Below are 26,118 nucleotides of genomic sequence, written 5' to 3'. Positions count from 1 at the left end.
CTAGAAACGATTAACGTTTCTAGCTTTTTATTTTACCAACTTCCTGAGGCACCGCCACCGCCGAATGAGCCGCCACCGAATGAACCACCACTGCTGCTACCAGAACTACTATGATTAGACGGATTGTATTGTGAGTTTAAATAAGCATACGTCAAAACACTACCATCATAACTATATAAAGTATCTCCTACTAATAAACGCCCAAAAGATTGTTTTTTTGCATTTGGATATATACTTAGTAAAGAACCACGCTTAGTGGCACGTCTTATTTTCCCTTTTGTGGCAAATAACGTTGCTCCATTAAGATATAAACAATAAAAAGAAGTCTTTTTCATCTTATTTAATACTTTCTTTGTCTGTTCTGAGTTATTTAGGACAGCCTTTGTTGGTAAACAATTCAAATAATCTTGATACATTTTTTTAACAAGTTTTCTTGTTCTTAAAATTTGTAAAGTATAAACAGCACAAATGAGCATCCCAGCAATACTTGCCATTAAAAGAACATTTCTTTTCGTTGTGTTAGTGTTTAACTCTGTTTGTATATTTGTTAATTCATTATCCACTTGTGCAGTTTTTGAATTGATTGCAGCCGATACTTGATCAATAATTTTATTGAGACCTGTATTATAATCCTCGTCTCTAAAAGCCTCTTTTACTTCTTCATTATTAATAATATCATCCGCATAGCTATCCGTTAAAATACTCTCTAAGCCATATCCAACTTCCAAGCGAGACTCGCGATCCTCAATTGCCATTAGAAAAACCACACCATTATTTTTTTCACGATCCCCTACACCTAATTGATTAGCAATCTTATTGCTGTAAGATTCAACAGATTCCCCACTAGGTAACGCAGGAACGGTAATAAGCATAAATTGTGCGCCATTCGCATTTTCCAACAATTGTTGATTCAATTGAAACATTTTCTGTTTAAGTTGATTTGAGACAATACCTGCATTATCTGAAACATAGATATTAGCATCATTAATGTTCAACTGCCCATTCGTTCCAGTAATTGTCACTAATTCATTTTCACCAGTTATTTCTTGTTTAGAAAAGTTATTTATTGTTGTCTGGGTTGACGCTTCAGTCATTTTCCCTGCTAAGATTGTAAATGGCCAAGTTAAAATGTAGAAAAATGGCCAAATAAAAATGTAGGTTTATGCGTCATTTGGTACGCTTTCCTTGTGTTATTTTATTCAAGGAGGAAAGTGTATTGAGAAAAGATATTTATGAAGGAGTGTTACCTTTCATTATGACTCATACAAAACCTAATTATGCTGCTTTAGCTAACGATTACCGTACGGTAAAACGTTATTATGAAGCTGGGATAAGCAATAAATTACCTTTGCTTGCTCAAAAAAATAAAAATAAAAAAACTTTAGTTAGTGACTTTGAAGATATTATCGCTGACAAATTAGCTTTAGGCTGTTCTTCTTCTGCTATTTATCATTTTATTTCTAAACGTGGTTATCGTGGAAGTGCACGGACTCTAAGAAGATATTGTCGAAATGTTAAAGCAGATAAAATACAAAAAGCAACGATTCGTGTTGAAACAACTCCTGGTTTATCTGCCCAAGTTGATTGGAAAGAAGACCTCAAATTAGTTAATAAATTTGGTGAAGTTATTTCTTGTAATATCTTCCTTTACGTTTTAGGTTATTCAAGAATTAAATATTTAGAACTGACTTTCGATCGTTCTCAAACTACTTTATTTCGTTGCTTAACTAATGCGTTTCAATACACCGGTGGTGTTCCTGCAGAAATATGGTTCGATAATATGAAAACTGTTGTTGACCGTAGTCGTAGTCAATTTTCTAAAGTTGTTTTTAATGAGCGGTTTCGACAATATGCGAAAGAAGCGGGATTTCTTCCAATTGCTTGTCGTGCGTTTCGACCTCAAACAAAAGGAAAGGTTGAAGCTCTTGCGCGCACAATCGAACGAATTCGTGTATTTAATTATGAATTTGAAACAACTCAAGAATTAGTTGAAATTGTTCAAACAATCATGGATTCATTAAATACAGAAGAAATTTCTCAAGCTATTCATGAATGTCCTAATGACCGTTGGTCATACGAGAAAGAACAATTATCTTCTTTTGATGCGAATCAACTTAAAATCTATTCTTCTGTTGAAAAACAAATCAAACGAAAAGTATCTAACGAAGCGATGGTTCAATGGAATCAAAACAAATATTCTGTACCCATCAATTACATTGGGAAAATTCTTACACTATGTGTAAAAGAAGATAAACTTTATATTTACGATGATTCTACTCTTGTTCGTACACATACAATTACTCATCAATTATTTAATTATCATCGAAATGACTATATAGAGATTCTACGTTCTGACGTTTTTAAACACTTAGAAGACGAAGAATTAGAGCGCTTTGTTGATGAAAATTTACAAGCATATGACGAATTATAGAGGTGAATCATTATGTCTAATTACTATCATTTACTAAACAAATTAGAAGATTTGAATTTAAAACATACGAGAGAAATTTTACCAGAATATCTCGATACAATTGTTCAAGAAAACCTTAGTTTTGTAGAAGCTTTAAATCATTTAATGACAGAAGAGATAAACTCACGAAATGAAAGACAAAAAGAAAATCGCTTAAGAAAGGCAAATTTACCGTTTAAGAAAACAATCAATGACTTTGATTTCGGCTTCCAACCCAAAATTAATCGAACAGAGATTTTAGATTTGTGTACCTTACGCTTTATGGATACAAACAATAATATATTGTTTATTGGAAATAGCGGAGTGGGGAAAACTCACTTAGCTATTGCCATTACACTAGAAGCCATAACCAAAGGTTATTCTTGCCATTTTGTTTTAAGCAATGAATTAGTTAATCGACTAAATCGTGCAAATCAACGTGGAAATTTAGACCGTTTGTTAAAAAAGTATGCTTCTTACGATTTATTAATTATTGATGAAATTGGTTATTTACCTTTTACCCCTGATGGGGCAAAGTTGTTCTTTCAATTAATTAATCTTCGTTATGAAAAAAAATCGACCATTATTACAACGAATATTCCTTTGTCTCAATGGGCTGAAACTTTTCAAGATAAAAAATTAACAAATGCACTAATTGATCGATTAGTGCACCACGCTAAGATTATTCAAATTACTGGAAAGTCTTATCGGATTAAAGATTATAAAGAAAAAAAGTTGTCGTATAAGTAACCTTGTTATTTATGGGCCAAAAACCTACATTTTCGGTGGCCAAAAAACGACATTTCTAAATGGCCAAAAACCTACATTTTTGAATGGCCATTGACACTAAGATATCGTCTCTCTTTTTTTGTAAGGCATGTTGCTTCTCTCTCAGTGCAGTTTGTTTTGCTTCATAAGAGATTCCCTTTCCTTCATACCAAGCAGCCATTCCTAATATTAAAATCATACTTAAACTAATTACCACAACAATCGTTGTATTCCGCTGATGCTTTTTATAAAACAAACGAACTTTTTCTTGAATTTTTTCGACTTTTTTATCCAACCTTCCTCACTTCTTTCTTTTTAACCCAAATTTTCTATAAATTTTTATTTAAATTTTACTTGTGGCACTTCTTTTCCCTGCTCTGTCGCAACATAGTTAGTTTTCTTCTCAAATCCTAAAAGTTTTGCAATTATTTTATCAGGGAATTTTGAAATCTGTTGGTTATATGTTTCAACAGCTTGTATATAGTTACGGCGTTCAACAGAAATTCGATTTTCAGATCCTTCTAATTGAGTCATTAAGGTTTTGACATTTTCAGAAGAAGCTAACTTTGGGTAATTTTCATTCAATACTGTAACAAAATTACCTAATCCTTTTTCAATTTGCTCATTTGCTTGCCCTTTTTCAGAAGAAGATTTTGCTCCTGCGTATGCTTTACGTGCTTCCGTTATTTCTTTTAAAACTTCTTTTTCTTGAGTCATACTGCCTTGAACACTACTGACAAGATTCGGAATTAAATCAGCACGTCTTTGCATTACATTCTCTACTTGTGACCATTCTGCTTCGACTCTATTATCTAAAGTAATCAATTGATTATAAGCTTTCATCACAAATGCACCAATAATCACAACGACAACAACAATAATACTAAGAAATTTATTTTTTTATTCATCTTACTTATCACCTTTCTAACTCGTAATACAATCATAACTCTTTTGTAATCTTTTTGAAATATTAAACTTAAAAAATCAGTCCTAGGTCCTAGAAGAAAAGAGCGTGGGACAAAAATCACTTTGGATTTTTGTTCCACGCTCAAAACTGATAAACGGTGGGAACAGAACCAACTCCTTCGGAAATAAGCCGAAATTCTCCAAAAATTAAAGAGCAATTTTCGGAAATTCCTTCTTATTTCTCGGAGCTAAACGGTTCTGTCCCGACCTCTTGTCATTAATTATAAATAGATGTTTCTACACATTAATCAATCGTAATTTTGTTACATTATTTGAAACAGATAGATCTTCGATAACATCGGCATACGTTAGGCCTTTAGGCAAATCAATAGTATAGATATTCGTATAGATTTTTGTATCATCCACCCAAGAAACATTGAAGTTCACATCATAAATTTCAATATGTTTTTCTTCAAAATACTGATTAATAAATTCTTTGGTTTCTTGTTTATGTTGATAGCGAATTTCTAATTTTTTGATTGTTGGTACGTGAATAATTCGTTTGACAATGGTTAAGGCAAATAATACACCGATAAAACTTGTTAAGGCAATCGTATAGTAGCCCATGCCCACCGCAATCCCTAAACCAGCAACGGTCCATAGTGACGCGGCTGTCGTCAATCCTGTGACACTTTGTTTCGTTACAATGATGGTTCCAGCACCTAAAAAGCCGATTCCACTTACAACTTGTGCGATCAATCTTGCTTGATCTGAACGAATGACCCCCGTCAAAGCCGGATTAGCTAACGCATCTTTCAATGCATTGATTGCAATTTGCGACTGAATTAACGCAATAATAGCCGCGCCCATACAAACTAAAATGTGAGTGCGCATCCCTGCTGGGCGATTCTTATATTGTCTTTCAAAACCAATTGCGCCACCCATCACCATCGCTAGGACTAACCGTAAAATAATTTCTGGAATTGTTAGCTGTAACATCCTTTTCACCTCTTCTTCTATTACTTCCAGTATAACAAAAAAAGGACTTGAAACATAAGAAAATCCTTATGTTTCAAGTCCTTTTTCATCAACGATTATAATTTACTTGCAGCTGCATCATCAATGATTACAACAACATCTTGATGGTTTTGTAATGCACTTGCTGGCATGTCTGTTGTTACTGGTCCGTCAATCATTCCTTTAATGGCCTCTGCTTTTGCTTCGCCATAAGCCATTAAAATCATTTTTTTACCTTTCATGATTGAGCCAATCCCCATAGAAACAGCACGTGTTGGGACATCTTCTACTTTGTCAAAATAACGTTTATTTGCGTTGATTGTTGATTCAGTCAACTCAACGACATGTGTTAAGCTATCTAGAGGTGTGCCTGGTTCGTTGAAACCAATGTGTCCATTTTGACCAATACCTAAGATTTGGATATCTACTGGATGTGCATCGATAATTTTTTCATATTCTGCGGAAGCAGCATCTAAATCTTCTGCTTTACCATTTGGTACAAATGTTTCTTTAAATGGTTTTTTGTCAAATAAGTGTTTGTTCATGAAATAACGGTAACTTTGCTCATCTTCGCCACCTAAACCAACATATTCATCTAAGTTTACAGAAGTCATTTCTGTAAAGTCGACATCACTTGCTGTCATTTCTTTATATAATGTTTCTGGTGTACTACCTGTTGCTAAGCCTAAAACTTTCGCACCATTGTTCATACCTTCTTTAATTAATTCAAACGCTTTTTTGCCGCCTTCTTCTGCATTTGCTACACGGATAATTTGCATTTTGACACGCTCCTTACGGTTTATTTTGGTATAGTCCAATTATAACATCTTCTGAAAAAAATTTCTAGAATAAAAGAAAAAAACTTCTATTTCCATCAGAAATAGAAGTTTTCGAGCTTGTTTAACAGATTAATATTGTGGTGCGTTGGGATCCACATACGTATTTGGATCAGCATAAGCGTTTGGATCTGTGTACGTATTTGGGTCAACGTACGTATTCGGATCATAGGCTCCTTCTGCTGCTTGTTGCGTATTGCCGTTGTATTCTGTTTGACCGGCTGTGGTGTCCGCTGTGCTACTCGAACTAGTAGAGCTATTGGCACTTGAATCACCAGATTCACCAATCAGTGCAGTATCTGTAACAGCATAGCTAAACTGATTATAAAAGGCTAAATCTTTTTCACGTTCAGAAGCATGTTCTTTTAAACCAAGTTGTTTTCTAAGTGTTGTTTGTGTTTTGTATAAACTATTTGGATCTAGGACTTGATAATAAATATCATCAATAGTTGCACTGTATCCTTGTAATTGTTCAGAGTCAATTGTTTTAAAGGCAGACAAATATTTTGATTGGATGTCCATCATATCATCCCAAGTTAAGTCTGTTTTTACGTTGGCTTCAACAGCATCAAGAATTTTTCGATATTTTGAAACACCATCAAAACTCATGACTTTGCGCACTATTTTCTCAACAACTTCTCGTTGGCGGCGTTGACGACCCACATCTCCTTCAGGATCTTCGTGACGCATCCGCGCATAAGCCAAACCTGTCGTGCCATCTAACTTGATTTTACCTGCTGGAACAGTAATACCGTCCAACGTAAATTCACCAATCGTATTATCTACTTCAATACCGCCTACCGCATCAATCAGGTCTTTTAACCCTTTCATATTGATGGATACATAGTGATGGATGGGAATATCCAGTAATTCTTGGACTGTATTAATCGCCATTTCGGCGCCACCAAATGCATAGGCATGGTTCAATTTGTCTTGTGTGTCATTTCCAACAATATCTGTTAGAATATCTCTATCCAAACTGATCATTGTGGACTTGTTTTCTTTCGGGTTGATGGTTACAACCATTGTAGTATCTGAACGACCTTGTTCTGTTCGGCCTAAATCGCCTGTGTCAATCCCCATTAAAAGAACAGAGAATGGTTCTTGCGCATCAATATTGGCCGTGGCTCCTTTATTGGACTTACGGTTAACTGATTGATAGATCCCATTAATTGTTGAATTGGCATCTGAATACATCTTAATCCCGTAAGCACATACCCCAGCTACTACCACTAGCAAGACGCTCAAGAAGCCCAGTACTACTTTTTTCCATAGTTTCATAAGACACTTCCTCGTTTATCTAAGAATAATTCTTAATTCATGCCCTTTATTTTCTCATAGTTTGCTTATTCAAGCAATATTTTTTATTTTTTGGAACAAGAACTTAACACAATTGTAAAATAAAAGAGCGCTTTATCAAGGAACAATTGTTATTTTTGAGAAAGTGTTTGCAGAAATTCTTGATAATGTTTCTGTTCATTCGTTTCAGTGATAGTTATTTTCTCAAATGCACCATTTAGTAAATCAGTCAGTGATCCTTCAATCAAATGCGTAATCGTAGCATTCCCAATTAATTCCATCCAATAACTGCCATCAGACGTTTCGTGGACGACTGTTTTCACCATACCTCCAGCATTTTTGACGGTTATTTCTTCATAAAAAACACCATCTTTCAATAACGTATAAAGTAAACTACTTGCGCACATAGCTGTCCCACAAGCACTTGTAAAACCTACACCACGTTCATACGTTCGAACAAATAGTTGATTTTTGCCAAGAATTTCAACAAAACTCACATTTATCCCTTCTGGAAAATATGGATTTTCATTATTTACATAGGTAGCGATTCGTTCAAATTCTGGCCCATTTAAGGTTTCATGATCCACAAATGCTACAAGGTGCGGATTAGGCACTGCTACCGCTGTAAAGCGAATGGTGTTAGATAAGGCTGGTACGATTTCATCAATTAATGTTTGGACCCCTAAATGCATTGGGATAGTGACTGCTTCAAAACTTACTGGCGAAATTTCCACTTGGTAAGTCGCTACTTCTTCAGCTAAATTGGGGGCTTGACGTACTTTCAAATCTGCAAACATTGTTTCAACTGTAAATGATTTTTCTTGGTTTTTTTCAGCTAAATAACGGGCAACCGTACGCAAGCCGTTCCCGCACATGCTTGCTTCACTACCATCGCTGTTAATCACTCGCATTCTAGCATTGGACGTGCCGTGAGTCCCTTCTCCTACCAAAAGTAACCCATCTGCTCCCGCCAATAATCCTGTTTCCCGCGAACATAACTGGATGCGCAATTGCTCAATTTCCTCAGCGGTTAAAGAACGCTCAAACTGTGTCTCATCCAATAAAAAGAAATCATTTTCTGACCCGTGTACTTTTTGCATCATAACATTCATTTTTTTAGCTCCTTCTTTATGTATCCGTTATCTTTCCCTACTTACTTTAGTATGCCATAAACGAACAACTATTTCGACCCTGGATTTGTAAAAGGAAAGAGTCAAATGACAGCCGTCATTTGACTCTTTCCTTCACAATTGGCAAACTTATTTTGCTGCTGCAAAAAGTTCGTTTACTTTATCCCAGTTAACAACGTTCCAGAATGCTTCAATGTAATCTGGACGAACGTTTTTATATTTTAAGTAATACGCATGTTCCCAAACGTCAAGACCTAAAACAGGTGTTTGACCATCCATTAATGGTGAATCTTGGTTTGGTGTTGAAGTGATTTCTAATTTACCGTTATTCACAACTAACCAAGCCCAACCTGAACCAAAGCGGCCAGTTGCAGCTGTTTTGAAAGCAGCTTTCATTTCATCAAAGCTACCAAATGTTTCATCGATTGCTTCTTTAATAGCGCCAGTTGGTTGACCACCAGCATTTGGTGCCATAATTTCCCAGAAGAATGTATGGTTTGCGTGGCCGCCACCATTGTTACGAACAGCTGTGCGGATATCTTCAGGAATAGCATTCATATCTGAAATTAGGTCTTCTACAGATTTTTCGCCTAATTCTGGATGTTTTTCAATCGCTGCGTTTAAGTTAGTCACATAAGTGTTGTGGTGTTTATCATGGTGTAAGTGCATTGTTTCCACGTCAATGTAAGGTTCTAATGCATCATAAGCATATGGTAATTCTGGTAATGTGTAAGTCATTTTTTAAATCCCCCTATTTTTTAGTATGTAACATACGTCTTTCATACAACTATTATGATAACAGAGTGAACCGCTTTCTACAAAATAGTTTGCTTGCCAAAAGAAAAGTTTTACAAAAGAGGGAGATTACCTTGTGTTTCCCTCATAAATTCGCTAGAATGACCTGTAGAAGAACGATGTGAGGAGTAAATAAATGAATACATTGCAATTATTTAAGCAGGCCTTTTTTTCAGTTTCAGAATTACGGCATGCGAAAAAAATGGCGTTTTGGAAAGTAATTCTCTATGCTGTTTTTTTAAGTGCTATTTTAGCACTACCTATTACCAAACAAGTCTTTTCTGTGCTACAAGAGGTGCAACAAGATGGCCAAAAAATTGCAGAAAAGTTGCCTGACTTTTCTATTGAAAATGGCACGTTGCAAACAAAGGCCAAAGAATCTGGCTTTATTTATCAAACCGACTCGATTATTTTTACGTTTGATCCAGATGGAAAGCGTACAGCCGCTGATGTCCAAAAAGATTTAATTGGTAATGCGTTTGGTTTGGCTTTTTTACAAGATGAATTTGTAGTCGCCTTACCAAATTCAGGCGCAACTGAATCAATTCTAGGCACCGACCAATTTATCTTCCCCTATAGTAAAGGAACCTTAGATGGCGTTAACGCTCAGAGTATCAAGACTGCGCTAAGTGAAGCAGCGATCCCCTGGTGGACAAAACTCATTGTCTTTTTAGTGGCTATCTACCCTGTTCTAATCGGTTTAGTTTTAGACTTACTGATTGCCGCTATCGGTGCATCTCTCTATTCAAAATTACGTTTTTATTCTTTACGTTTGATTGATTGTTTAAAAATTATTACGTATTGTGCTACCGTGCCAGTTATCTTAAGTGCTATTTTAAACTTCGTAAATCCGATGTTTAACGATGGCATCCTAGTTATTTTACTGAGTCTATTCTTTTTCTTTGTCACAACCAAAAACGAACCACGGAATATCCCTGGTTCTTAAAAAAGGTGTTGTCTTTGAGACAACACCTTTTTGCTATTCTTCAAATTCTTCTTCATCTGTTAATTCAGGTAAGTCAATCGTGGTCACCGCAGATTGGCCAATTTGCGTTAAATATACAGCTAATTCATCCACATTTTCCACAGGTGACACGGCTGCTTCAATTGCCATTGCTAAATTAAGTCCGGCGACTACTCGTAATTGCGGATAAGTGCCCATGGCCATCATAGCCACATTACAAGGTGTTCCTCCTTTTAAATCAGCTAATACAAGCGTCGGGACATTGCCAGCTTCTTTTAAGATTGCTGCCAGTTTTGCTTGCGTGCCGCTCAAGCCATCTTCTGCGGTCATTGACACAATCGCAGCATCTGCTAATTCCCCGACAATCATTTGAGTAGAAGCTAAGGTTTCTTCTGCCATCCGTCCATGGCTCATTAAAATTAATTTTGGTTTCATCATTTCCTCCTAAAAATACTGCTGATAAATTTTTGTTCGTGCTTTTAAAAAGCCACGTTCTTCACGAGTGGGATGAACCCGATTCGTTAACAAAATTAGGGCTTCTTTGGTTTCTTTTTTCATACCAATCGCCGTTCCAGTAAAGCCAGTATGATACAAATAGTCTGCCCCAGCTTGCGTCTTTTTCACTTCCCAACCAAATGTACGTCCCCCTTGGTTCATAGACCAGAGAGCATCGAACATTTTTTCAGAAAATAATGGTTTGCCAGACGGGTAGCGATTGTTCATAAAACACTGAACAAAAGTGAGTAAATCTGGTAAAGTTGCAAATAAACCTGCACTGCCGATTGGCGCTTTCAGTTGATAGGCTTTCGAATCGTGGACCACTCCCTGAATAACGCCGCGTTGTTTTGTAATCTCTGTGGGCACTGCCTGGGCAAAATCGCTGACCGTAAAACTTGTATGCTATAGGTTCATTGGTTGAAATACGTATGTTTGAAAGCTCTCTTCTAATGAGCAGCGATCCAATACTTGAATAATTTCTCCCAATAAGTAATACCCTAAATCAGAATAAGTGGTTTTCCCTCGTTCAGATAACGAATGCGTTAAAATGATTTCTTGCAAGCTTTTTTTTGTGACATTTTTCTTATCGACAACATCAGCTGGCAGTCCGCTCTGATGCAGTAGAAGCTCCCCAATCGAACAAGATAGTCCTTGATAATCAGGTAGGATTTCCCCCACAGTGGTTGAAAAAGTAAGCTGATTTGTATCGATTAATTGTAACATTCGATTTGTTGTCCCAATAACTTTCGTTAAGGACGCTAAATCATACAGGCTAGCTGATGAAACCTTTTGTCTTGCAAATGGACCAGTATTACCTAAAAAGCCCGTATACTGTTCTGATAAGCTATCTTCTGTGATCGTCCCCCAAGCGACACCCGGAACGACTTGCTGATTAATCAGTCTCTGAATTGTTTCTTGAATTGCGATTTGATTCATTGTTCACCACTTCTATGCTAAAACTTCTGAAATCCGTCCGTCATGTTCTGCTAATAGTTGTTTGGCTTTTTGAAAATCAACGTGGGCTTTTGCCATTACAATGGCTGGTGCCACTTCTAGCTGTGCTGCCTCCAAGTATTCTTTGGCTTGCGATTCCTCGATTTCTGCTGCTTCTTTAATGATATTCGTGGCACGTTGCATTAATTTTTCGTTCGTTGGTTGTACGTTGACCATCAAATTTTGATAGATATTCCCTACTTTAACCATAATCCCTGTTGAAAACATATTTAACACCATTTTCTGTGCTGAACCCGCTTTCATTCTAGTTGACCCTGTAATGACTTCCGGTCCGACAATTGGCGCAATCCCAATTTCCGCCAATTGATTCATCGGACTTTGATTATTACAGGTCACGGAGATGGTTAGAGCGCCCACTTTTTTTCCGTATTCAATTGCGGAAACAGCATATGGTGTCCGACCACTAGCAGCAATCGCAATTACGACATCTCGGGCGGTCAATTGATGTTGCGTTAAATCTTCGATAGCTAATTCTTTCGAGTCTTCAGCGCCTTCAATTGCTTGATACATTGCTTTTTCACCACCAGCTAAAATACCAAATGCGCGTTCTGGCGACACACTATATGTGGGCGTTAATTCAATCGCATCCAAAGCACCTAAACGTCCAGACGTTCCTGCACCACAATAGATTAAACGGCCCCCTTTTTTAAATCGTTCTGCCGCTGCATCAATTGCTGCAGCAATCTGCGGAAGCACCTTTTCAATTGCTTGTGCTACCTTTTGGTCTTCTTGATTTATTAAAGTCACCATCTCTAATGTTGACACTTGGTCAATCTTTTTAGTCGCTTCATTTCTGGCTTCTGTCGTTAATCCTTCTAAGTTCATTTGCTTGCACACCCCTACTTCTCTTTTAGACGGCTGACAAGTTGACTCGTTTCAATCATATTACGTTCAATTTCTGTGTCTAAATCATCTTGAATTGAACCTAAATACAGAACATCGCCAATTGCCATTGACGAAGCAATCGATGAAATAGCCCCAACTCGAATGAGGTGCTCATTATTGGGGACTAAAAGAACTTCATCGCTCAATGATCGCACGTTTTCTCCATCGTTACTGGTAATAAAAATAACCGTTGCGCCTCTATTTTTGGCAATTTCACAGGCGATTAAGGCTTCTTTTGTCAAACCACTATAGGAGACCGTGATCAAAATGTCTTGTGCCGTTGCATAATTTAAAAACTCCAACATCATGTGACTATCATAATTAAAAATTGCTTGGCGACCAGCGCGGTTAAACTTGTGATAAAGATTATAAGTCGTTAAAGAAGAGGCACCAATTCCAACCAAATGAATTTTTTCCGCTTTTTTAACATGCGCGATTGCTCGTTCCAAGGCTTGTTTATCCACTGTATAAAATAAATCCTCAATCGTAGCATTTAATAAAGATTCCACTTTCATACAAATAGTATCCACCGAATCATCTGCCGCTACAATTGGATCAATATCTTTTTTACCGTTACTGGCAGCTTGTACCGCTGCAATGGATAGTTTTAACTCTTCCCAGCTGTCAAATCCTAATTGTTTAGAAAAACGGGTAACTGACGCTGGAGAAGTTTCGCTATTGCTAGCAATTTCGTTTGCTGTTAATGAGAGAAGACGGGTCGGATCCTTCAGTATATAGTCTGCGATTCTCTTATTTACTTTGGAAAAGTCCTTATATTTTTGTCTGATTGAACGGATTGGCTCCATCTTCTCATCTCCATTTCTATTTTATGAAAGTTAAAATTGCTTCGTTTGGTTCAGAAGGGATCATCTGTGCGGTAATAGTCACCCCATTATCTGTTAAACGACGAACGGTTTGAATATCTTCATCGGTTAATGCAACAGATTTTTTAATTGCTCGACTGCCTTCTTTTTGAGAAATATTGCCGACATTGAAGCTCTGTAACGGAACACCGCCATCAATTAAAGCCGCCATGTCTGCAATGTCTTTCGTAATTAAAAAGACTTTTTCTTCATCATAATTGCCTGCTAAAATTTTTTCAATCGCTTTACGTTTTGATAAAATGGATAATTTAACTCCTGCAGGCTTAGCCATTTTTAAGGCACCAATTTGTAATTGATCTTTGACCGCGGCATCATTTACTACCATGATTCTTTGTGCTCCAACCGTATTCGTCCAAACAGTTGCAACTTGTCCGTGAATTAAACGCTCATCTACTCTTGCATGTACAATTGTCATAATAAATCTCTCCTATTATATACTATTTTTTTAAAATAAACCGCCAACCCAAGCCAACATTGGTTGTAAATTGCCTAAAACCATGCCAATTAAAATTAAAACAAAGATTAGCCGTGTTGAATTCATTTTCTTTTTCCCTAGTAACCAATAGGATAAAAGAACAATCCCTAAAGGAATTAATGCGGGTAAAATTTTATCCAACATTTCTTGAACAGATAATGTTACATCTCCCATTTTATAAGTTAAATCTAATTTGTAAGTAATTACCGAAGGAATCAAACCGCCGACCACCGTTAACCCTAAAATAGCTGCACCTTGCGTAAACAATTTCATTTTATCCGCAAATTCTGTCGCAATTTTTTTCCCTTGATGGTAACCAATCCAAGTGAATTTATAGCGAACCCATAAGACCACTGCTCCGGCAATTAACGGGATCAGTAACCCAACAACCTGGCCCCCTTGCGCCATGTAAGCTGCAATCGAAAAAACAATCGCACGATAAATCGCGATAAAAATGGTATCACCAACACCAGCAAACGGACCCATTAGACCTGTTTTCAAACCAGTAATGGCCGTTTCATCTTCAATGCCAACTTCTTCTTCCAAAGCCATATCAGCTCCGACAATTAAATGTGACATGGCTGGCGTCGTATTCATAAAGCCAAGATGTGTCTTCAAGGCTTTCTTCATAGCTACTGGATCTTCACTGTATAGTCGCTTTAATGCAGGCATCATCACCCAAGCGTAACCAAGTCCTTGCATTTTTTCATAGTTCCAGCCCCACTGATAGCCAAAAAGATTACGGACGTAAACTTTATTAATATCCTTTTTTGTTAATTTGTTAGTCATCAATCTCAACCTCCTCATCATCTTCGTAAATAACCGTGCCACTTGTTGTAGCTGCGCCGCCTTTGTTATGATTCATCACATAAATCGCTGCTAAAGCCAAGCCAACCAGTGCGACACCTAAAACTGAGAAGAATTGGGCCCCATAAGCAAGTAACACGAACCCAATAATAAAATAAGGCCAGTATGTTTTAATTGGCAAGTAACGCATTAAAATAGCAATCCCCATCGCTGGTAAAATAGCACCTGCTGCTTTTAACCCATTCATCACCCAAATAGGAATCCAATTATTGATAGCGTTTACAACTTGTTCACCAAAAGCTAGGCCAATAAAAACTGGGATGACACGAGAAATCGTCCAAGGAACAATTCCTAAAACATTGCAGCGCTCGACCCCTTTATAATTGCCTTCTTCCGCATAGCGATCTGCTTTGTGTTGGAAAAACGTATTAGCCATTCTGCCTAAAATATCTAGTTGTGTTAATAATAACCCAATTGGAACCGCAACTCCGATACCATACTCTGCCCCTTTCCCTGAAATGATTGCATAAGCCGTTCCCATAATGGCCTCTGAAAGAAAGTCTGGGACTGTTGCTCCTCCATAAGTCGCTACACCTAATGTCATCAATTGAAGCGTTGCCCCAATCATCAAACCTGTTTGAACATCCCCTAAGACTAGGCCAGTAAACGTTGCAGCAAACAATGGTGTATATGGACCAATCTGAATAGAAATTTGGTCAAGTACACCAACAACTGTGTAAAGACATAAAATCAAAATAATACCAATCGATACTGTCATGCTTTCTCATCCTCCTTGAATGCGTTTTCTTTTTTGTGTTTGTAGAATACCATTAAAGAAATATCATTTCAAGTTCTTTTTAAAAATATTTTTAAATGAAATTGCATTTCTTATATAATTTTTGTGCTATACTAAAAGAAAACGTTTTAGGAGTGATTATGTGCGGGTTTTGCTGATTTATTTCATAACTATTTTTCTATCCAATACAGTTGGGGCGCTCTCCGGTATGGGTGGAGGCGTCATTATTAAGCCTGTTTTGGATTTTCTTGGGTTCCATTCGTTAAATAGTATTGCGTTCTATTCAAGTGTCGCTGTTTTTGTCATGTCCATTTCTTCGACTTATAAACAGTATCAAAATGGTGTCCAAATTGAATGGAAAAAAGCCGCGAGTATTTCGTTTGGTTCCTTAGTCGGCGGTATGTTGGGTGATTTACTTCTTAATCAGGCGATTGCACTAGCGCCAAATGAAGAAAAAGTACAACTAATCCAATATATCATCATGTTGCTGACCTTGGTTTTGGTTCTTCTCTACAATCAATTTTCCAACTGGCACTTACACCTCAACGGATTGAGCATTTTTCTGATTGTCGGATTAGGCTTAGGGATTCTATCAACCTTTTTAGGCATCGGTGGCGGTCCCATTAATGTAGCTTGCCTTATTCTCTTTTTTGGAATGGATATCAAATCAGCAACTGTTTATTCCATCATTACTATTTTTTTCTCCCAACTCGCCAAACTTGGCAATATCGGCTTGACCACAGGGTTTGCGGTTTTTGATTTGACAATGCTTTGGGCTATTATTCCTGCCGCTTTATTCGGTGGTTATGTCGGCGGTCTTTTCAGTAAAAAATTATCTCAACAACGGGTCGCCCCAATTTATAGTTTAGTTGTTTTTTTAGTTATTTTGTTAAATATGTATAATTTGTGGACTGTTATCTAAAAAAGAAGCGCTTTGTCGTATAGACAAAGCGCTTCTTTTTTAATTAAATCACTGTTAATTTAACATCTATATTATTTCTTGTTGCTTTAGAATATGGGCAAATTTCGTGGGCTTTTTTAACAAGTTCTTCTGCTTTAGCTTGATCTACCCCATCAATATGAACTTCTAATTCAGCACCAACGCTAAAGCCATCTTCTCCTTGGAATAAGGAAACACGTGCGGTTACTGTACTTTTACCTTCGACTTTTTCTTGATCCATCACTAATTCTAATGCACCGTTAAAGCAAGCACTGTAAGCCGCTGCGAATAATTGTTCTGGATTTGTTGTATTTTCTTTCTTGACACCTGGCGAAGCAACCGCATAAGAAAATGATTTATCCGGTGAGTGAACTTCTCCTGCACGTCCACCCGTATTAATGATAGTTGTTTCATAGATTTTTTTCATGTAAATTCCTCTCCTTTGTAAAGTTTTACACTTCTGAGAACTTGTTACTTACATAATTATTGTAGGAAACTTTGCCAGATACAGCAAACGTTGTGCTTGTGAATAATAAAAAATAACATTTAACGTTGTATTTTTGACGTAGAAAAAGAACCCATTCTATGATAGGATAAAGTGAACTTGTACATTTGTACACAAACTATTTTACAAAGGAGACTTTCCCTTGACACACTTACTTGATTATCAACCATTAAACCTCTACACAAACTATCAAGAAGCCGCAGAAAAAACACCAACTGTTCCAATTATTTTTGATGAATCTTTGCCTGCTTTTCCTGCTCTTGGCTTAGAAACAACTTATGGTGAAAGCCATCAAGAAATTTTGAAACGGGCATATCAATTAGCCGCTTTAGGTGTAAAAAAAGGCGACAAAATTATTATTTATAAAAGTCCTAAATTCGACACGTATTTACTAGCTGTTGCAGCCTCATATCTAGCAGCCGTTCCTGTAATGGTTTCATACCATTTACCTTTTGAAACAATTGAAGTATTCGTTGATCGTTTAGAAGATCCTTATATTTTATTTGATGATGTGACTGCTGAAAAAGTTCAAGCTGTTCGTAACAGCTCTGCCAATAAAAAACTTTCGGTTGCTTCTCTTTTAGAAGCTGATGCCACGGAAGTTCCTCAAGACGAACTGACTAAAGACGAAATTGCCTACATGACCCACACCTCTGGAACAACAGGTATTCCTAAACTTATCTGTCATTCCAATCACTCTATGGGTTGGCGTACAAAATGGCAAAAAACCATTTTTACAAAAATTGCTGAAAAGAAATTAGTTGGCTTTCATATTTCGCCAGTTCATTCTCGTTTTAACATTGGTGTGTCTTCTTTAATGGCCATGGGCTTCCCTATGATGCCTTTAGCAAATGCTTCGAGCGAAAAAGTCGCTGAAATGTTCAGCACCTATCAACCAATCGCTGTAGAAACACACCCCAATAACTTCGTTCAATGGGTTCGTTTGGCCAAAGAAAAACCTGAAGCTTTCGCTAGTGTCCATTATTATCATTCTACTTTTGATGCAATTAACAACGCTACAATGGTGGCTTTCTTAAAAGCATCTGCTGCCAATGAACCAATTTTCCTACAAGTTTATGGACAAAGCGAATGCGGGCCAATGATCTTACGAGCGCATACTTTAGACTCCTTAAAAGATTCAGATGCTCGTGACATGGGTGTTGGTTTAGAGGATTTAACACAAGCTCGAATTACCGATGAAAAAGGACAAGTTTTACCTGCGATGACGGATGGCCATATCCAATTCTTATCAAAAGGACGGGCCTTAACGTATTACAAAGAAGATGCCCGCTTTGCAGAAAATGTCTACGGCGAATGGTGGGACAGCGGCGATTACGGAATGTTAGATGAACGCGGCCACTTATTCTTGAAAGATCGCCAAGTAGATCTAATTGAAAACATCGACAGTAATTTAGCTATTGAAGATCATTTATTGGATGCATTAGATTTCTTAGAAGAAGTGATTATTGTCCGTGGCAAAGAAAATGAACCTCAGCCAATTTTAGCGGTTGTTCCTGGGGAAGAAATGGATTGGGACGCTTGGTGGACACAAGTAGCCGATTTACCACATTTAAACGAACCTATCATTATGGCTTTTGATGAAATCCCTCACACAGCTACTATGAAAGTGCAACGTTTACAACTAGAAAAATGGTTAAAAGAACAATAAAATAAAATTCTTTGTTAAACAGTGTTGGTCAAAAGAACGTTTAGACCAGCGTTGGAGCAAGTGGAGCAGAAAGCTAAAAAGTTAACTCGTTGTAGGTTATCTTAAGCTTTAAAAAGAGGGGCAGTCGTCGTTTTGACGGCTGCCCCTCTTTCTTTTGTCTACCGTTAATTAAATCCTTTTTGTGAAGAACTTGACATGGGATGGTTCCCACAAATTATACTTAGCTTATTCAAAGAATGGAGTGTGCAAGTATGAAAATTTTAATTAAACAAGATTTCGACACGATGAGTGAATGGGCAAAAATGTTACTTCTAAGCACGATGAGCCAAGATAAACGAGTGAATTTATCAATTACCGCTGGCAAAACGCCAACACTTGTTTACCAAAAATTAGCCTCGATTGTGAAAAATTCATCTGACTTTGATAATGTTCATTATTATAACTTTGATGAAATCCCAGTTCCTCATCAAAAGGAAGGCATTACCCTGACAGATTTGCGGACGCTGTATTTGACACCTGCAGAAATATCCGAGCAAAACATCCATCCATTAACTGTTGAAAACTTTCAACAACAAGAACAACGGATTGCTGACGCAGGCGGCTTAGATTTGATGTTAATTGGCTTAGGAGCAGATGGTCATTTTTGTGGGAACATGCCCACTACCACTCATTTTAAAAATGAAACCTATCAAGTGACCGTCACTGGTTCAGAGCCTTGGTTTGTTCCTGAAATGATTCAGCCAGGCATGACCTTTGTTACGATGGGGCCAGCCAGCATCATGAAAGTTAAGCATCTTGTCCTAATTGTAAATGGTGAACAAAAAGCTCAGATGGTCAAACAAGTGCTCCAAGGACCTGTCACAGAAACGTATCCTGCCTCTATTCTTCAACTCCATCCAAATTTAACGGTTCTCTTGGATGAAGCCGCAGCGAGTCAATTAGAAAAATAAAAAATTGCGCCTAGATTATGCTTCTCTGCATAGTCATAGGCGCAATTTTGTTATCATTACATGATTTTTTGATACTGACTGTATTTTAGCAAATTCGTCTGGGAAAGTGTAACACCAATACCAAGTCCCTGAGGCACGGTCATTGTCCCTTGCTCTAAAATAAAAGGTTCCGTGATGATATCTTCATAAAAATAGCGTTCCGTTGCTGAAATATCACCTGGAAAGGAAAAGGTAGGCTGTGACGCAAATTGCAAATTCAATGCGCGACCAACACCAGACTCAAACATACCACCTAACCAAACCAATAAATCATTTTCTTGGCAAAATGTGGCAATCTTCAACGCCTCGTGAATCCCACCTACACGAGGAATCTTCAAATTGATACTACGGCAACTGCCTAACGCTAAAGCCACTTGGCAGTCTTTGAGGCTGCGAATATTTTCATCCAAACAAATTCTTGTCTTCAGTTCTCTTTGTAATTGTGCGTGATCTAAAAAATCATCTGCAGCAAAAGGCTGTTCAATCATCGCTAATTGATAGTGATCTAAACGTTGCAATTGAGGCAAATCTGCCAATGTATACGCTGAATTGGCATCGACCATTAAAGGCAAGTTAGGAAAATGCTGACGAATCAAAGCAACGGGTTCCACATCATAACCGGGACGAATTTTCAGCTTCACTCGTTGATACCCTTTTTCTACAGCTAACTGAACTTGTTTAAGCAATTGAGGTAACTCTTCTTGAATCCCTAAACTAATCCCTACAGGAATTTTCCTCCGCGTTGGTCCAAAAAATTCAGTTAAACTCTTCTGTTGCCGTTTGGCATATAAATCCCAGATGGCAGTTTCTAACGCAGCTTTTCCCATCCAATGCCCTTTAACTTCTTCAAAAATTGTTGAAACCTCTTGCGGCTGTTCAATCGCTTCTGTTAAAAGTAACGGAATTAAATGCTGTTGGATGATGAATCGTTCAGTTATCAACGTTTCTTGCACATAATCAGGTTGCTCAAAAGCCACTAATTCGCCAAACCCTTGATTTCCTTGCTCATCCGTTATTACAAATAAATCAAACGCTTTTTCTTCCAGGCGACCATAGCTCGTGACAAACGGTGTTTTTAAAGGCAAACGAACCTGATAGGTTTCAATTGATTGAATGTTCATTCAGATGGCTCCTTCCAATAACGCTGTCACCTTTTCATAGAAAATCGTTGGTTGTTCCAAATGGATACAATGTCCTGCTTCAGGAAAAATTGTCAGCCTCAACAACGGTTGACGTGCCTGCATTTTTTTCGCAATTCCAATAAATTTTTGATCTTCGCCGCCTACCAATAAATCGGTAGGAATCGGCTGCAATTCTGCTAGACGTTCCCAGTAACTCTCTTGCGCTCCTGTACCCATATACCACAAACTACTAGCCAATCCAAATGCCGATTGGCTCAAACGTTCCTGACGAATGGCCATTTGCTGTGCCACAGACAAGGCTTTTTGCGTTTGAAATAACGGTAATTCTTGCCAGAAATCAATAAAATCCACAAGCGGTTCCTCTAAGAGACGTTCCGCCAAACGATGATCTTGACCGATACGAGCCTGACGTTCTGCGGCGGTGGTCAAACCTGGCGATCCACTTTCCAATAAAAGATGCTGTACCTTTTGTGGATAATGTAATGCAAAACCTAAAGCTGTTCGTGCGCCCATTGAATAGCCTAATAAACAAAAGCAAGGCAAATTTAGCGATTCGGTTAGTTCAGCAAGATCATGACAAACCTGTTTCATGGTATAACGCTCTGGTGCTACCAAACTAGCAGTCGCGCCATGCCCAGGTAAATCAATGCCTAAAACGTTATAAGGTGTTTGACTGGGAAAAACGGCTGCAAACGTGGCTAACGTTCCTGTGAAACCGTGTAAACAGACTACTGTCGTTCGCTTTGCATCAAAAGGTGTTAACCATTGATAATGGTACTGCATCCCCCGAATTAACCGTTCCATGAAATCCCCTGTCTTTCTACTCGTCTACCAATTTCAGCTAAAATTGATTCGTACAAATGAACATTCTCTTGGCGATTTCCTTTGACTTCTATCACTTGAAATTGTGGTTCTTCAGCCGCTGTTTGTAAAATTTGCTTGAGCTCCGCGATTGTTTTGACTTCTTGATACGAAGCACCGTAAAGTTCAGCAACTAACGAGAAATCTAAATCAAGCGGTGTTCCAAATAAAGGCTCGAAATCGTCCTCACGTAAAGTTCGTTGAGATAGAAAAGAGAAAATCCCGCCACCATTGTTATTTAATAAAACAATTGTTAACGGCAACTGATAACGTTTAGCCAAAAATAAACCATTCATATCATGATATAGCGCTAAATCACCAATCAGTAAAACGTTTTGCTGTGTCGGTGCTACGGCACTCATCCCTAAAGCAGTTGAAACAATCCCATCAATCCCGTTGATGCCGCGATTTCCAAACATCCGATAAGGGCGATTATCCATAAATCGATCTAAGTAGCGGATAGCCATACTATTAGATACAAATAACTGACCGTTCTCTTTCATCGTTTGGTGAACAGCTAAGCTGGCTGTTGTTTCATTTAATTCTGTCGCGTTCAGCGTTTCTAGAAGAACTTCAGAGACCGTTTTTTCCAGCAGGAGCCATTGTGCTAACCAAGTCGCTTCTGTTGGTTTGACAACCGTTAGTAGTTGTTCTACAAACGTGGTTTCCTTTGCCTGAATAACGGTTTGTGATTTTTTCAATTGCTCTTGCCATTGCCCATTTTCGTCCACAAAATAAAAAGCAGTCTCTGTCGTTGCTAAGCGTTTCAACCATAACATGATGTTTTTAGAAATTGGCAGCGAACCAAAACGCACTACCACTTCTGGTTCTTGTGGCAAGGTAGCCACATTTAGAAACAGATCACTGTGTGCAATAACAACTTCACTATTTTGCCCATGTGTCACAATGTTTGCTAAAGGATCCGCTAGTAACGGCCATTGCAAAGCTTCGGCTAATTGAATAAATAACGTCGCTTCTTCCTCTGTATGACTGCCACCGACAACCAAGACGCCGTTTTTCTGGTACCATTGATCCGCTAACTGTTGCACTTGTTCTGTAGAAAGGATTGATTGACCAGCGAATAAAGCCGTTTGTTGAGAACTCTTTGTTTTTCTCTCTAAGTCAGGTAATAATGGTTCCCGCAAAGGAAAATTCAAATGAACAGGTGCTGCAGGCGTTTGTTGCGCGAATGCTGCTCCTTTAGCGCCTTGCCAATAGGCGTAATTCAACATCTCTTCTGTTGCTTCTGGCAAAGCCATTTCAACAAATAATTTCACATGATTTTGATACATTTGTAATTGGTCCATGGCTTGAGGAGCACCAACTTGACGTAACTCATGCGGCCGATCCGTTGTTAAAACGACTAAAGGCACATGGCTAATATTGGCTTCGCAAATTGCTGGATAATAGTTTGCAGCTGCTGTTCCAGAGGTACAAAGTAAGACCACTGGTTTTTGGCTCGCTTTACTTAATCCTAAAGCAAAAAAAGCAGCGGAACGTTCATCGACATCGACAAATGTTTGGATTGCGGTTTCCCGATGAAGTAATAAAGCCAGTGGTGTGGAACGGGACCCTGGACTAATGACTGCTTGTTCAACCCCGCTATTTTTTAAGCCTTCAATAAAGGCCATTAAATAATCGGTCATTGTTTCTTGATGATTCATTAAACCTGCCCTCCAATTCCTCGTAACATCGGTTGAAATTTTATTTTCGTTTCTTCTCTTTCTAGCTCTGCTTGGGAATCCGCAACAATACCACAACCTGCATAAAGAACGCCTTGCTGACCAGCAAAGACACCTGAACGCAAGGCCACAGCGAACTCGCCACTATCATCATTCCCTGAAATCCAACCGATTGGCGCACCATATAACCCACGACTCCCTGGCTCATATTGTCGAATCCATTCGACTGCCAACTCTTTGGGCTCACCGCCTAAAGCTGGCGTTGGGTGTAGCTGCATCACACTTTCCAAAAACGAAATTCCCGGTTTACGTTGACCCGAGATTGGCACATAAAGATGTTGTACATCTCGATTTTCCAAAATAATGGGTGCTTGAATACTGTTTTCAGAAGTCGTCATCTTCGCCAACTCTTTCGCTAAACGTTCCACCACAATTTGGTGTTCTCCGGTATTTTTGCGGTCTTGCAAAAGTTGTGCTCCTAAAGCTTTCGTTTCTTCTGGTGTTTGACCCGTTTTAATGGTTCCTGCAATACAAGCGGTCGCAAACGCTTCTTTAGTACCCAACAGAAGTCGTTCTGGTGTTGCACCAATGAAACTTGTGTCGTTGGCTTCCAAAGCAAACAAATACGTATTTTGTTGTTGTGCCATTAAATTAACGAGCACTTGGTTACTTCGAATTTTTTCAGGACTGCTCACAGCAAGTTGTCGAGCCAAAACCACTTTTTTTAAAGGGCCATCTTCTCTTAAGACTGCTACGGTTTCGTTGACAGCTTGTAGCCATTCAGTCACGGCAACTTCTTCCTTGTCAATCTTTGTTTCCGCTACAGCTGGCAACTCCTCACAGGTAGCTAACAAGCGATCAAACTGAGCCACCAAAGTCGACCAACGTTCCTCGACTTCTTGTTCACTAGAACCTGAAAAGTTCAGCGTTCCATAAATACGTGAACCTGAAAAAGTAAATAGAATACTTGGTAGATAAAACCAACCTTCCCCTAACTCTCCCCAGGCCTCAGTAGGCGTTTGTTCTGTATCAAAAGGCAAACCGCCAAACAGAAGAGCCCCCGTACCAGAAATAGACATATTTTGAAAACGAGTTGCCGCCTCTTTTTTTAAAAAGTTGTTCAATTGATGCGTTTCTGTTTCTGCGCCTTTTAAGATAGTTTCATATCCGAAGCCAACCAAAGCAAAATCTTTTTTCGGCGTTTGCCAAAAAAAACGTTCTCCTTGGTATGCCTTTTCACCAGCGGCAAAAATTGCCAAGGCTGTTTGTTCTGTTTCTAATGGAAAAACCCAACTGAACTGACGGGCATTCTTCTGATAGGCTTGTCGTAATTCATCAGGCAATTTCATCTGATTAAAAACGCCTCTCTTTCTTCTGTCATGAAACGATGTTTGGCAATCTTTCCACTCGCTGTTTGCGGGAAAGAATGACAAAAATAAATGCGTTTCGGTCGTTTATATTTTGCCAGTTTTCGTGAACACTGGTCTTGAATTTGCGCTAAGGTGAGTTCTTGGTCACTAATCACATAAGCAACTGGGACGGCTCCCCATTGCACATCTGGTTCTCCTACAACTGCCGCTGCTTTAATTCCTGTTATCGCCTGTAACACCTGTTCAACCTCAGTAGGGTAAATATTTTCACCACCAGAGATAATGAGTTCACTTAAACGACTAACCAAATACAGGTAACCTTGTGCATCTAAATAGCCCATGTCGCCTGTTTTAAACCAACCATCCGCTGTCCATTTTTCAGGTTGACGATGGTTAAGGTAACCTGAAACAACGTTTGGTCCCTTAAGTAAAATTTCTCCGACTTGCTTTTCTGGCTGTTCTTGTCCTAGTTCATCAACAATTTTGATCTGCATATCTTTTAACGGTTGCCCAGCAGAGCCGATTTTCAGTGCCGCATCTTCAAATTTCAAGGCAACAACTTGCGAACACGTTTCCGTCATCCCATAAGATTGAATGACTGGAATCCCTTTTTCCTCACACTGCGCTAATTTATCCGGTGCAATCGGTCCGCCACCCAATAGCATTCCTTTAAAGCTGGCGCTGTAGCCAGCCTCAGGATAGACAGACAATAATTGTTGTAACATTGTCGCAACCACTGAAATGACGGTTCCACGGCCTTCTTGTAAATCTTGTGTCACTTGCTGTTCATCAAATTTATCGTAAAGGCGAATACTACAACCTAAGACGAGTTGTCGAACAACAATCGACAATCCGCTAATATGAAATAATGGGACTGCACACAACCAACAATCTTCAGCAGTAATCCCCATATTTTCTTGAGTGCCTCTAGCACTGGCCAGATGATTTTTAAACCGTTGCAAGACCCCTTTAGGCTGTCCTGTAGTTCCCGATGTATACATAATAGAAGCCACCGACTCTAAGTCACTTGGCTGTTGAAACTCCTGATGTGAAAGACTATGCTGTTTTTTAATCATTGGCTGAACGTCGACAAAAGAAATTTCTTCTAACAAAGCCTGCGTTTCAGGCGCACCAATAATCGTTTTAACTTGCGCATCTTTTAACTGAAAAGTCAGTTCAGCAAGTGTCAAATGCGTATTTAAAAATAATAACTCTTTCCCCAATTCCCATAAGGCTAGAATTGAAAAATACAACTCTTTGCTGTTCTTACTGAATAAAGCCACACGTTTTTCTTCTGGTGCAAGCACCTGTTGATATGTGGCTACCCAATGGCTGACTTCTTGTTGCACTTCTAAAAACGTCCAAGATTCATCCTGAAAATAAAAAGCAGGATGATCGGGACGTTTTTGTACTTGTTTATTTAACCAAGTCATTGGT

At 38.4% G+C, this 26,118-nt stretch carries 24 protein-coding genes and 3 pseudogenes; 6 read left to right on the top strand and 21 right to left on the bottom strand.

Going from position 1 to position 26,118, the window contains the following annotated elements; genetic code table 11:
• Positions 1-32: 32 nt before the first annotated feature.
• Positions 33-1,109 (bottom strand): annotated as a pseudogene (locus IGJ63_RS01755) (TPM domain-containing protein); the annotation flags it as partial.
• 107 nt (positions 1,110-1,216) lie between these two features.
• On the opposite strand from IGJ63_RS01755, the gene istA reads away from it, so the two are divergent.
• The gene (gene istA / locus IGJ63_RS01750; RefSeq protein ID WP_438745843.1) at positions 1,217-2,431 is read left to right on the top strand and encodes an IS21 family transposase; all 1,215 of its coding nucleotides are present in this window, start codon (positions 1,217-1,219) and stop codon (positions 2,429-2,431) included.
• A gap of 12 nt (positions 2,432-2,443) precedes the next feature.
• Complete coding sequence (gene istB, locus IGJ63_RS01745; protein WP_002351240.1) at positions 2,444-3,199, top strand: IS21-like element helper ATPase IstB; 756 nt, start codon at positions 2,444-2,446, stop codon at positions 3,197-3,199.
• Positions 3,200-3,296: 97 nt separating this feature from the next.
• Here istB and IGJ63_RS01740 read toward each other — a convergent pair.
• The 7 genes and pseudogenes from IGJ63_RS01740 to IGJ63_RS01710 all read right to left on the bottom strand — a co-directional run.
• Positions 3,297-3,512: pseudogene (locus IGJ63_RS01740) on the bottom strand (TPM domain-containing protein); the annotation flags it as partial.
• Between the two features lie 44 nt (positions 3,513-3,556).
• Complete coding sequence (locus IGJ63_RS01735) at positions 3,557-4,060, bottom strand: LemA family protein (protein ID WP_257877982.1); 504 nt, start codon at positions 4,058-4,060, stop codon at positions 3,557-3,559.
• Positions 4,061-4,420: 360 nt separating this feature from the next.
• Positions 4,421-5,122: an MgtC/SapB family protein gene (locus IGJ63_RS01730; protein ID WP_002355354.1), complete on the bottom strand. Its 702-nt coding sequence runs from the start codon at positions 5,120-5,122 to the stop codon at positions 4,421-4,423.
• Positions 5,123-5,217: 95 nt separating this feature from the next.
• The gene (gene nagB / locus IGJ63_RS01725) at positions 5,218-5,919 is read right to left on the bottom strand and encodes a glucosamine-6-phosphate deaminase (RefSeq protein WP_002355352.1); all 702 of its coding nucleotides are present in this window, start codon (positions 5,917-5,919) and stop codon (positions 5,218-5,220) included.
• A 129-nt stretch (positions 5,920-6,048) separates the two neighbouring features.
• Positions 6,049-7,257 (bottom strand): LCP family glycopolymer transferase, encoded by a 1,209-nt coding sequence (locus IGJ63_RS01720; protein WP_002383706.1) that lies wholly within the window; start codon positions 7,255-7,257, stop codon positions 6,049-6,051.
• A gap of 149 nt (positions 7,258-7,406) precedes the next feature.
• Positions 7,407-8,387, bottom strand: a complete 981-nt coding sequence (gene dapF, locus IGJ63_RS01715) for a diaminopimelate epimerase (RefSeq protein ID WP_002361202.1) — start codon at positions 8,385-8,387, stop codon at positions 7,407-7,409.
• 147 nt (positions 8,388-8,534) lie between these two features.
• Entirely contained in the window at positions 8,535-9,143 is a 609-nt protein-coding gene (locus IGJ63_RS01710; RefSeq protein WP_002361201.1) for a superoxide dismutase, read from the bottom strand.
• A 193-nt stretch (positions 9,144-9,336) separates the two neighbouring features.
• Between IGJ63_RS01710 and IGJ63_RS01705 the strand changes: the two genes are divergently transcribed.
• Positions 9,337-10,146, top strand: a complete 810-nt coding sequence (locus tag IGJ63_RS01705) for a DUF1189 domain-containing protein (protein ID WP_002355344.1) — start codon at positions 9,337-9,339, stop codon at positions 10,144-10,146.
• 33 nt (positions 10,147-10,179) lie between these two features.
• On the opposite strand, the gene IGJ63_RS01700 is transcribed toward IGJ63_RS01705, so the two are convergent.
• The 7 genes and pseudogenes from IGJ63_RS01700 to IGJ63_RS01670 form a co-directional block, all read right to left on the bottom strand.
• On the bottom strand, positions 10,180-10,599 hold the full coding sequence (locus tag IGJ63_RS01700) for a PTS sugar transporter subunit IIA (protein ID WP_002387905.1): 420 nt from the start codon (positions 10,597-10,599) through the stop codon (positions 10,180-10,182).
• A 9-nt stretch (positions 10,600-10,608) separates the two neighbouring features.
• A pseudogene (locus tag IGJ63_RS01695) lies at positions 10,609-11,598 on the bottom strand (serine hydrolase domain-containing protein).
• A gap of 12 nt (positions 11,599-11,610) precedes the next feature.
• On the bottom strand, positions 11,611-12,501 hold the full coding sequence (murQ, locus tag IGJ63_RS01690) for an N-acetylmuramic acid 6-phosphate etherase (protein WP_002361198.1): 891 nt from the start codon (positions 12,499-12,501) through the stop codon (positions 11,611-11,613).
• 14 nt (positions 12,502-12,515) lie between these two features.
• Positions 12,516-13,367, bottom strand: coding sequence for a MurR/RpiR family transcriptional regulator (locus IGJ63_RS01685; RefSeq protein WP_002355339.1), 852 nt, complete (start codon positions 13,365-13,367; stop codon positions 12,516-12,518).
• Positions 13,368-13,383: 16 nt separating this feature from the next.
• Positions 13,384-13,860, bottom strand: a complete 477-nt coding sequence (locus IGJ63_RS01680) for a PTS system mannose/fructose/N-acetylgalactosamine-transporter subunit IIB (RefSeq protein WP_002355337.1) — start codon at positions 13,858-13,860, stop codon at positions 13,384-13,386.
• Positions 13,861-13,890: 30 nt separating this feature from the next.
• Positions 13,891-14,709, bottom strand: a complete 819-nt coding sequence (locus IGJ63_RS01675; protein ID WP_002355336.1) for a PTS system mannose/fructose/sorbose family transporter subunit IID — start codon at positions 14,707-14,709, stop codon at positions 13,891-13,893.
• On the bottom strand, positions 14,702-15,505 hold the full coding sequence (locus IGJ63_RS01670) for a PTS mannose/fructose/sorbose/N-acetylgalactosamine transporter subunit IIC (RefSeq protein ID WP_438745840.1): 804 nt from the start codon (positions 15,503-15,505) through the stop codon (positions 14,702-14,704). Before IGJ63_RS01670 ends, IGJ63_RS01675 begins: the two co-directional genes overlap by 8 nt.
• Before the next feature lie 169 nt (positions 15,506-15,674).
• On the opposite strand from IGJ63_RS01670, the gene IGJ63_RS01665 reads away from it, so the two are divergent.
• Positions 15,675-16,445, top strand: a complete 771-nt coding sequence (locus IGJ63_RS01665; RefSeq protein WP_257877983.1) for a sulfite exporter TauE/SafE family protein — start codon at positions 15,675-15,677, stop codon at positions 16,443-16,445.
• A gap of 43 nt (positions 16,446-16,488) precedes the next feature.
• On the opposite strand, the gene IGJ63_RS01660 is transcribed toward IGJ63_RS01665, so the two are convergent.
• The gene (locus IGJ63_RS01660) at positions 16,489-16,890 is read right to left on the bottom strand and encodes an organic hydroperoxide resistance protein (protein WP_002355332.1); all 402 of its coding nucleotides are present in this window, start codon (positions 16,888-16,890) and stop codon (positions 16,489-16,491) included.
• A gap of 220 nt (positions 16,891-17,110) precedes the next feature.
• On the opposite strand from IGJ63_RS01660, the gene IGJ63_RS01655 reads away from it, so the two are divergent.
• Both IGJ63_RS01655 and IGJ63_RS01650 read left to right on the top strand, forming a co-directional pair.
• On the top strand, positions 17,111-18,637 hold the full coding sequence (locus IGJ63_RS01655) for an AMP-binding protein (RefSeq protein ID WP_002366111.1): 1,527 nt from the start codon (positions 17,111-17,113) through the stop codon (positions 18,635-18,637).
• Between the two features lie 251 nt (positions 18,638-18,888).
• Entirely contained in the window at positions 18,889-19,587 is a 699-nt protein-coding gene (locus IGJ63_RS01650; protein ID WP_438745838.1) for a glucosamine-6-phosphate deaminase, read from the top strand.
• Positions 19,588-19,643: 56 nt separating this feature from the next.
• Here the strand turns inward: IGJ63_RS01650 and menC are convergent, their stop codons facing one another.
• The 5 genes from menC to IGJ63_RS01625 are packed head-to-tail and all read right to left on the bottom strand — an operon-like array spanning position 19,644 to position 26,114.
• Positions 19,644-20,747 carry an o-succinylbenzoate synthase gene (gene menC / locus IGJ63_RS01645; protein ID WP_101731673.1) on the bottom strand — a complete coding sequence of 368 codons (1,104 nt, stop codon included), beginning with the start codon at positions 20,745-20,747 and terminating at the stop codon, positions 19,644-19,646.
• A complete protein-coding gene (gene menH, locus IGJ63_RS01640) occupies positions 20,748-21,572 on the bottom strand; it encodes a 2-succinyl-6-hydroxy-2,4-cyclohexadiene-1-carboxylate synthase (protein WP_180758860.1) in 825 nt (274 codons plus the stop codon).
• Positions 21,560-23,293: a 2-succinyl-5-enolpyruvyl-6-hydroxy-3-cyclohexene-1-carboxylic-acid synthase gene (menD, locus tag IGJ63_RS01635; protein ID WP_101731672.1), complete on the bottom strand. Its 1,734-nt coding sequence runs from the start codon at positions 23,291-23,293 to the stop codon at positions 21,560-21,562. The genes menH and menD overlap by 13 nt, the downstream gene beginning before the upstream one ends.
• Entirely contained in the window at positions 23,293-24,660 is a 1,368-nt protein-coding gene (locus IGJ63_RS01630) for an isochorismate synthase (RefSeq protein ID WP_002383697.1), read from the bottom strand. Before IGJ63_RS01630 ends, menD begins: the two co-directional genes overlap by 1 nt.
• On the bottom strand, positions 24,657-26,114 hold the full coding sequence (locus IGJ63_RS01625; RefSeq protein WP_002383696.1) for an o-succinylbenzoate--CoA ligase: 1,458 nt from the start codon (positions 26,112-26,114) through the stop codon (positions 24,657-24,659). Before IGJ63_RS01625 ends, IGJ63_RS01630 begins: the two co-directional genes overlap by 4 nt.
• Positions 26,115-26,118: the final 4 nt, after the last annotated feature.

Origin of the sequence: Enterococcus sp. DIV1375a, assembly GCF_051712205.1 — a bacterium.
Classification (GTDB): Bacteria; Bacillota; Bacilli; order Lactobacillales; family Enterococcaceae; genus Enterococcus; species Enterococcus faecalis.
The sequence above is the reverse complement of the archived record's forward strand: the minus strand, read 5'-3'. Positions and strand labels throughout refer to the sequence as shown.

Coding starts and splice junctions, on each gene's coding strand:
- istB (WP_002351240.1), top strand. CDS start 2,444: ATGTCTAATTACTATCATTTACTAAACAAATTAGAAGATTTGAATTTA.
- IGJ63_RS01735 (WP_257877982.1), bottom strand. CDS start 4,060: ATGAAAGCTTATAATCAATTGATTACTTTAGATAATAGAGTCGAAGCA.
- IGJ63_RS01730 (WP_002355354.1), bottom strand. CDS start 5,122: ATGTTACAGCTAACAATTCCAGAAATTATTTTACGGTTAGTCCTAGCG.
- nagB (WP_002355352.1), bottom strand. CDS start 5,919: ATGCAAATTATCCGTGTAGCAAATGCAGAAGAAGGCGGCAAAAAAGCG.
- IGJ63_RS01720 (WP_002383706.1), bottom strand. CDS start 7,257: ATGAAACTATGGAAAAAAGTAGTACTGGGCTTCTTGAGCGTCTTGCTA.
- dapF (WP_002361202.1), bottom strand. CDS start 8,387: ATGAATGTTATGATGCAAAAAGTACACGGGTCAGAAAATGATTTCTTT.
- IGJ63_RS01710 (WP_002361201.1), bottom strand. CDS start 9,143: ATGACTTACACATTACCAGAATTACCATATGCTTATGATGCATTAGAA.
- IGJ63_RS01705 (WP_002355344.1), top strand. CDS start 9,337: ATGAATACATTGCAATTATTTAAGCAGGCCTTTTTTTCAGTTTCAGAA.
- IGJ63_RS01700 (WP_002387905.1), bottom strand. CDS start 10,599: ATGAAACCAAAATTAATTTTAATGAGCCATGGACGGATGGCAGAAGAA.
- murQ (WP_002361198.1), bottom strand. CDS start 12,501: ATGAACTTAGAAGGATTAACGACAGAAGCCAGAAATGAAGCGACTAAA.
- IGJ63_RS01685 (WP_002355339.1), bottom strand. CDS start 13,367: ATGGAGCCAATCCGTTCAATCAGACAAAAATATAAGGACTTTTCCAAA.
- IGJ63_RS01680 (WP_002355337.1), bottom strand. CDS start 13,860: ATGACAATTGTACATGCAAGAGTAGATGAGCGTTTAATTCACGGACAA.
- IGJ63_RS01675 (WP_002355336.1), bottom strand. CDS start 14,709: ATGACTAACAAATTAACAAAAAAGGATATTAATAAAGTTTACGTCCGT.
- IGJ63_RS01670 (WP_438745840.1), bottom strand. CDS start 15,505: ATGACAGTATCGATTGGTATTATTTTGATTTTATGTCTTTACACAGTT.
- IGJ63_RS01660 (WP_002355332.1), bottom strand. CDS start 16,890: ATGAAAAAAATCTATGAAACAACTATCATTAATACGGGTGGACGTGCA.
- IGJ63_RS01650 (WP_438745838.1), top strand. CDS start 18,889: ATGAAAATTTTAATTAAACAAGATTTCGACACGATGAGTGAATGGGCA.
- menC (WP_101731673.1), bottom strand. CDS start 20,747: ATGAACATTCAATCAATTGAAACCTATCAGGTTCGTTTGCCTTTAAAA.
- menH (WP_180758860.1), bottom strand. CDS start 21,572: ATGGAACGGTTAATTCGGGGGATGCAGTACCATTATCAATGGTTAACA.
- menD (WP_101731672.1), bottom strand. CDS start 23,293: ATGAATCATCAAGAAACAATGACCGATTATTTAATGGCCTTTATTGAA.
- IGJ63_RS01630 (WP_002383697.1), bottom strand. CDS start 24,660: ATGAAATTGCCTGATGAATTACGACAAGCCTATCAGAAGAATGCCCGT.
- IGJ63_RS01625 (WP_002383696.1), bottom strand. CDS start 26,114: ATGACTTGGTTAAATAAACAAGTACAAAAACGTCCCGATCATCCTGCT.